This window comes from Streptomyces sp. NPDC033229, assembly GCF_055576875.1.
In genome coordinates, this window is sequence record NZ_JBVIQR010000056.1 from 23391 (window position 1) to 29390 (window position 6000).

A 6000-nucleotide genomic window follows, 5' to 3' on the forward strand; every position below is an offset into this window, starting at 1 on the left:
ACGGGCCCGCCCCCTGGTAGTCACAGGGGGCGGGCCCGTTGCCTTGCGGCGGCACCGCCATGCAGCGCCGCAAGGCGGCTCGGAAGGGGACCGGTCTATCCGAAGCGGCCCGAGATGTAGTCCTCCGTGGCCTGCACCGACGGGTTGGAGAAGATCCGCTCGGTGTCGTCGATCTCGACGAGCTTGCCCGGCTGGCCGACGCCCGCGAGGTTGAAGAACGCCGTACGGTCCGAGACGCGGGCGGCCTGCTGCATGTTGTGCGTCACTATGACGATCGTGAAGCGCTCCTTCAGCTCCCCGATCAGGTCCTCGATGGCGAGGGTGGAGATCGGGTCCAGCGCCGAGCAGGGCTCGTCCATGAGCAGGACCTGCGGCTCGACGGCGATCGCGCGGGCGATGCACAGACGCTGCTGCTGGCCGCCGGAGAGGCCCGCTCCCGGCTTGTTCAGCCGGTCCTTGACCTCCTTCCAGAGATTGGCGCCCTGGAGGGACTTCTCGACGATGCCGTCCAGCTCGCTCTTGCGGACGCGGCCGCCGTTGAGCCGGACGCCCGCGGCGACGTTGTCGTAGATCGACATGGTCGGGAAGGGGTTCGGCCGCTGGAAGACCATGCCGACCGTGCGGCGCACGGAGACCGGGTCCACGCCGGGGCCGTAGAGGTTCTCGTCGTCCAGCATCACCTTGCCCTCGACGCGGCCGCCGGGGGTGACCTCGTGCATGCGGTTCAGGGTGCGCAGGAAGGTGGACTTGCCGCAGCCGGAGGGGCCGATGAAGGCGGTCACGGAGCGGGGTTCGACGGTCATCGAGATGTCCTCGATGGCCTTGTGGTTGCCGTAGTAGGCGTTCAGGCCGCCGACGTCGATGCGCTTGGCCATGTGAATCAACTTCTTTCGCGACCGCGGTCAGCGGCTGGATTGCTTGGATGGTCGGGCTGCGCTTCGCTGTGGCTCCGGCCGGTCGCCGCACCCTCGTTCCTCGGGCACGACCCCGGCCTCCGCCTCAGCTCAGCCTCGCCCTGCCTTGGGGGCCTTCCAGCGGGCGATGCCGCGGGCGACCAGGTTCAGGATCATGACGAAGGCGATGAGCACCAGGGCCGCTGCCCAGGCGCGGTCGTAGCTGGCCTCGTTGCCGGCCGCCCACTGCTCGTAGATGTAGTACGGCAGCGAGGACTGGGCTCCGTCGAAGGGGTTGTTGTTGATGACCTGGGAGCCGAACACCAGGAGCACGATCGGGGCGGTCTCACCGGCGATGCGGGCGACCGCGAGCATCACACCGGTGGCGATGCCGCCGATGGCGGTGGGCAGGACCACCTTGAGGATCGTGCGCCACTTGGGTACGCCCAGGGCGAGGGAGGCCTCGCGCAGCTCGTTGGGGACGAGCTTGAGCATCTCCTCGGTGGAGCGGACCACCACGGGCATCATCAGGATCGACAGGGCCATCGAACCGGCGAAGCCGGAGTAGCCGAAGTCGAGCATGATGATCCAGAAGCTCAGGATGAACAGGCCCGCGACGATCGACGGGATGCCCGTCATGACGTCCACGAAGAACGTGACGGCCTTCGCGAGCCGGCCGCGCCCGTACTCCACCAGGTAGATGGCGGTCAGCAGGCCGACCGGGGCGGAGATGGCGGTGGCGATGCCGACCTGCTCCAGGGTGCCGATGATCGCGTGGTAGACGCCGCCACCGGGCTGGATGGTCAGGACCCCGGACATCGAGTGGGAGAGGAAGCCGCCGTCGAGGACCTTGCTGCCCCGGGCGACGGTCTCCCAGACCAGGGAGATCAGCGGGACGACGGCGCACAGGAAGCAGACCCACACCAGGCTGGTGGCGAGGCGGTCCTTGGCCTGTCGGCGGCCTTCGACACGGTTGGCGAGGGCGAACATCCCGATGACGAAGAGCAGCCCGGCGATCAGGCCCCACTGGATCGGGCTGCCGAGCCCGGCGCCGAGTCCGATGCCGACGGCCATGGCGACCGCGCCGAGCGCGAGGGCCGGCGGGGTCCAGCGCGGCAGCCGGGGCTGGTGCAGGGTGTACGGGCGCGGGGTGCCGTCGGCGACCGGCGGCTTGTCCATGGTCACGCTCATGCCGTGTACTCCTTGCGGCGCGCGATGATCATCCGGGCGGCGCCGTTGACCAGCAGGGTCAGCACGAACAGCACCAGGCCGGAGGCGATCAGGGCGTCCTTGCCGATCTCACCGGACTCCTTGAAGCTGCTCGCGATGTTCTGGGCGAACGTGCCGCCACCGGGGTCGAGCAGGCTCGTGCCGATCAGGAAGCTCGGGGACAGGACCGTCGCCACCGCCATGGTCTCGCCGAGGGCGCGGCCGAGGCCGAGCATCGAGGCGCTGATGACGCCCGAGCGGCCGAACGGCAGGACCGACATCCGGATGACCTCCCAGCGGGTCGCGCCGAGCGCGAGCGCGGCCTCCTCGTTCATCCTCGGGGTCTGCAGGAAGACCTCGCGGCTGACGCTGGTGACGATCGGCAGGATCATGATCGCCAGCAGGATGCCGATGGTGAAGAGCGAGCGGGCGGCACCGTCGTGGTACTCGAAGACGCCGGTCCAGCCGAGGTAGTCGTTCAGCCAGCTGTAGAGGCCGCCGAGGTGGGGCACCAGGAACAGGGCGCCCCACAGGCCGTAGACGATGGACGGGACGGCGGCGAGCAGGTCGATCACGTAGCTCAGCGGTGTCGCGAGCTTGCGCGGTGCGTAGTGCGAGACGAAGAGCGCGACCCCGATGGCGACGGGCACGGCGATCAGCATCGCGATCAGCGAGCTGACGACGGTACCGAAGGCCAGCACCGCGATGCCGAAGGCCGGCGGGGTGGAGTTGGCGCTCCACTCGAAGGTGGTGAAGAAGTTGCCCTCGTTGTGCGAGAGGGCGTTCACGGCCCGCACGGCGAGGAAGACGGCGATCGCAGCCATGATCACCAGGAGCAGGATGCCGGAGCCGCGGGAGAGCCCGAGGAAGATCCGGTCACCGGGGCGGGTGGCCGACTTCGCCTGCTCGGCCGGGGCCGGGGCGCCTGACAAGGGCGGCGGGGCTGCTGAAGTTGCGGGAGTTATGTCCATTTTGTATCCACGGGTTCTCCGGTCTGCGGAGCCGGCTTCGGCTCCTGGCGCGGCGGTGCACCGGATGGTGCGGCCGGACCCCGGGAGCGGGGGCCGGCCGCACACGGTCAGGAGAGGCTCGCGACGTTCTCGCGGACCTTCGTCGCGATCTCGGCGGGCAGCGGGGCGTAGCCCATCTCCTTGAGGACGGCCTGGCCGTCCTCGCTCGCGATGTAGGTCAGGAAGGACTTCGTGGCGGGCAGGGTCTCGCCCTTGTTGCCCTTGTCGCCGACGACCTCGTACGTCACCAGGGTGATCGGGTAGGCGCCGTCGGCCTTGGTGGCGTAGTTGAGCTTGAGCGCGAGGTCCTTGCCGGTGCCGACGATCTTCGCCTCGGCGATGGCCTTGGACGCGTTGTCGGGGGTGGCCTCGACCGGGGCGGAGGCGCCGGTGTTGAGCTTCACCGTCTTGATCGAGTTGGCGGTCGCGTAGGAGAGCTCGAAGTACGAGATCGCGCCCGCGGTCTGCTTGACCTGCGAGGACACCCCGGCCGAGCCGTCGGCGGACTGGCCGCCCTTGGCCTTCCACGCCTTGGCGGGCTCGTACGGCCAGGACTTGTCGGCGGTGGCCTTGAGGTACTTGGTGAAGTTGTCCGTGGTGCCCGACTCGTCCGAGCGGTGGAACGCCTGGACCTTGAGGTCGGGGAGCTTGGCGCCCGGGTTGAGCTTCTTGATCGCCTCGTCGTTCCACTTCTCGATCTTCGAGTCGAAGATCTTCGCGAGGGTGTCCGCGTCCAGGACCAGGTTGTCCACGCCGGGGACGTGGTAGCCGATGGCGATCGGGCCGCCGAGCAGCGGGAGGTTGATGCCCTGGCCGCCCTTGACGACCTGCTTGGACTTCGCGACCTCATCCGGCTTGAGCGCCGAGTCGGAGCCCGCGAAGGCGGTCTTGCCCTGGAGGAACTCCTGGATGCCCGCGCCGGAACCGGTGGGCTTGTAGTTGATCTGCACGTCCTTGCAGGCCGCCATGTAGTTCTTGACCCACAGGTCCATGGCGTTCTTCTGCGCGGACGAGCCCGAGGCCAGCAGCTGGCCCTTGCCCTCGCACTTGATCTTGCCGGAACCCTGGGTGGAGCCCCCGCCGGTGGAGCCGCCGCCGCTGTTGTCGTCCGAGCCGCACGCGGTGAGTACCAGGGCACCGGAAACGGCGATGGCGCCGAGGGCGACTGCGCGGAGTCGGTTCTTACGCTGAAGCTTCACTTTCGGGTGTTCCTTTCGGGAGCCGCCGCGAGGCGGCGTGCGAGAGGTCGGTGGTGCTGTTCCGCTGAGCGGCCAGTCGGCCTGCGCCGCGCTTGATCACACGGGCTGACCTGCTGATTCATAGTGTTCGGCGGCACGGGGGCGGGGCCTGTTCGGCCGATCGGCTCGCACCTTCCACGGTCGAAATTAGGCAGAACAGGTGAAGCGGTCGATGGGGAAGAGTGAACGGAAGGTGAACCTCGGCCGTCAGTGTGGTGGCCCTGGCCAAAGGCCGGTTTCCAGCCGAGTCCGTGAGAGATCTCTATCGGTTTTCGATCCTCCGTGGCACCATCCGTTTCTCGTGTGACGGCATGTCAGGCGTGGGGGCGGAAGTCGCGGAGGTGGCCTGTGAGGCGGAACGGCGGCGTGATCGCGGGTTCTACGGCGAGGCGTACGGGGCATGTGCGGGGTTTCGGCCGCACACGAGCCAGACGCACGGCCGTGGCGACCGCGCTCGTGTGTGCGGTCGTGACGGGAGTGATCGTCACACCGGGCGTGGCCTACGCGGACCCCAGCCCCACGCAGCGGAGCCTGGAGGATGTCCACAAGGAGGTGGAAGACCTCTACCGCAAGGCGGAATCCGCCACGGACGCCTATAACGCGGCGAGCGAGGCGCAGTCCCGCCAGGAGAAGTCGATCGTGGAGATCGCCCGCTCGGTGACCGCCGCCCAGCAACGCATGACCCGCCTCAAGAACCAGGCCGGGGCCCTGGCCCGCTCCCAGTACCGCGCCGGCGGCATGCCGGACGGCGCCCGGCTCTTCTTCGACGCCGCCCCCGACTCCTTCCTCGACGGCGTCTCCCTCGCCCACAAGGGCGAACAGGCCACCCGCGGGCTGCTCGCCCAGGTCGCGGCCACCCGGAAGAAGCTCGACGGCTACGCGAAGGCCGCCGACGAACGCTGGAAGAAGCTCGACGGCGAGCGGAAGAAGAAAGAGGACGCGAAGAAGGAGATCGAGACCCGGCTGAAGGACGCCAAGCGGCTCGAGGAGCGGCTGGAGGAGAAGGAACGGCAGCGGCTGCGCCGGATCGAGGAGGAACGCGCCCGGGAGGCACAGCGCGCGTGGCTCGCCACGGAGGCCGTGAAGACGGTCACCCTCAAGGAGGCGGGTACGAATGCGAGTGCCTCGACCTCTGCCTCGACCACGGAGGGTGGTCGGGCGGTTGCCTTCGCGACGGCGCAGATCGGCAAGAACTACGTCTGGGGCGCGGTGGGCCCCGACACGTTCGACTGCTCCGGCCTGACCCTGAGGGCCTGGGAGGCCGCCGGCCACTCGATCCCCCGCACGTCACAGGAGCAGTGGCGCCAGCTCCCCAAGGTCGACGTCAAGGACATGCGCCCCGGTGACCTGGTCATCTACTTCAAGGACGCCAGCCATGTGGCCATGTACGTCGGCGACGGCACGATGGTCCACGCGCCGCGGCCCGGCCGTCAGGTGACGTTGGCCGGGGCGGGGTCGATGCCGATTCTGGGCGTGGTGCGGCCGCCGCTGCGCGGCGGGCTTTGACGGTTGCCTCGTGCGGCGCCGTTGCCGCTGCGCGGGGCGGTGTCCGCTGCGCGGGGCTGTTTCGGTGCGGTGTCGGGTCTGCGCGGGCCTGGGTGGTGGGTTGGTTTTGGCTTTCTCCCAACGAAAAAAACAACCCCCCCCCCC

Annotated in this window: 5 protein-coding genes; 1 reads left to right on the forward strand and 4 read right to left on the reverse strand. The window is 68.9% G+C overall.

Going from position 1 to position 6000, the window contains the following annotated elements; all coding sequences use genetic code 11:
• Positions 1 to 95: 95 nt before the first annotated feature.
• The 4 genes from pstB to pstS all read right to left on the reverse strand — a co-directional run bounded on the left by pstB (position 96) and on the right by pstS (position 4311).
• Complete coding sequence (pstB, locus tag ACZ53N_RS31885; RefSeq protein ID WP_469144287.1) at positions 96 to 875, reverse strand: phosphate ABC transporter ATP-binding protein PstB; 780 nt, start codon at positions 873 to 875, stop codon at positions 96 to 98.
• 129 nt (positions 876 to 1004) lie between these two features.
• Positions 1005 to 2084: a phosphate ABC transporter permease PstA gene (gene pstA, locus ACZ53N_RS31890; protein WP_469144288.1), complete on the reverse strand. Its 1080-nt coding sequence runs from the start codon at positions 2082 to 2084 to the stop codon at positions 1005 to 1007.
• Complete coding sequence (pstC, locus tag ACZ53N_RS31895; RefSeq protein ID WP_469144289.1) at positions 2081 to 3073, reverse strand: phosphate ABC transporter permease subunit PstC; 993 nt, start codon at positions 3071 to 3073, stop codon at positions 2081 to 2083. Before pstC ends, pstA begins: the two co-directional genes overlap by 4 nt.
• A gap of 107 nt (positions 3074 to 3180) precedes the next feature.
• On the reverse strand, positions 3181 to 4311 hold the full coding sequence (pstS, locus tag ACZ53N_RS31900) for a phosphate ABC transporter substrate-binding protein PstS (protein ID WP_469144290.1): 1131 nt from the start codon (positions 4309 to 4311) through the stop codon (positions 3181 to 3183).
• A gap of 480 nt (positions 4312 to 4791) precedes the next feature.
• Here pstS and ACZ53N_RS31905 point away from each other — a divergent pair, with 480 nt between their 5' ends.
• Positions 4792 to 5856 (forward strand): C40 family peptidase, encoded by a 1065-nt coding sequence (locus ACZ53N_RS31905; protein ID WP_469144291.1) that lies wholly within the window; start codon positions 4792 to 4794, stop codon positions 5854 to 5856.
• The last annotated feature ends 144 nt before the right edge of the window (positions 5857 to 6000 follow it).

Excerpts from the sequence above, each read along its gene's own strand:
- pstB (WP_469144287.1), bottom strand. The coding sequence starts at position 875 with ATGGCCAAGCGCATCGACGTCGGCGGCCTGAACGCCTACTACGGCAAC.
- pstA (WP_469144288.1), bottom strand. The coding sequence starts at position 2,084 with ATGAGCGTGACCATGGACAAGCCGCCGGTCGCCGACGGCACCCCGCGC.
- pstC (WP_469144289.1), bottom strand. The coding sequence starts at position 3,073 with ATGGACATAACTCCCGCAACTTCAGCAGCCCCGCCGCCCTTGTCAGGC.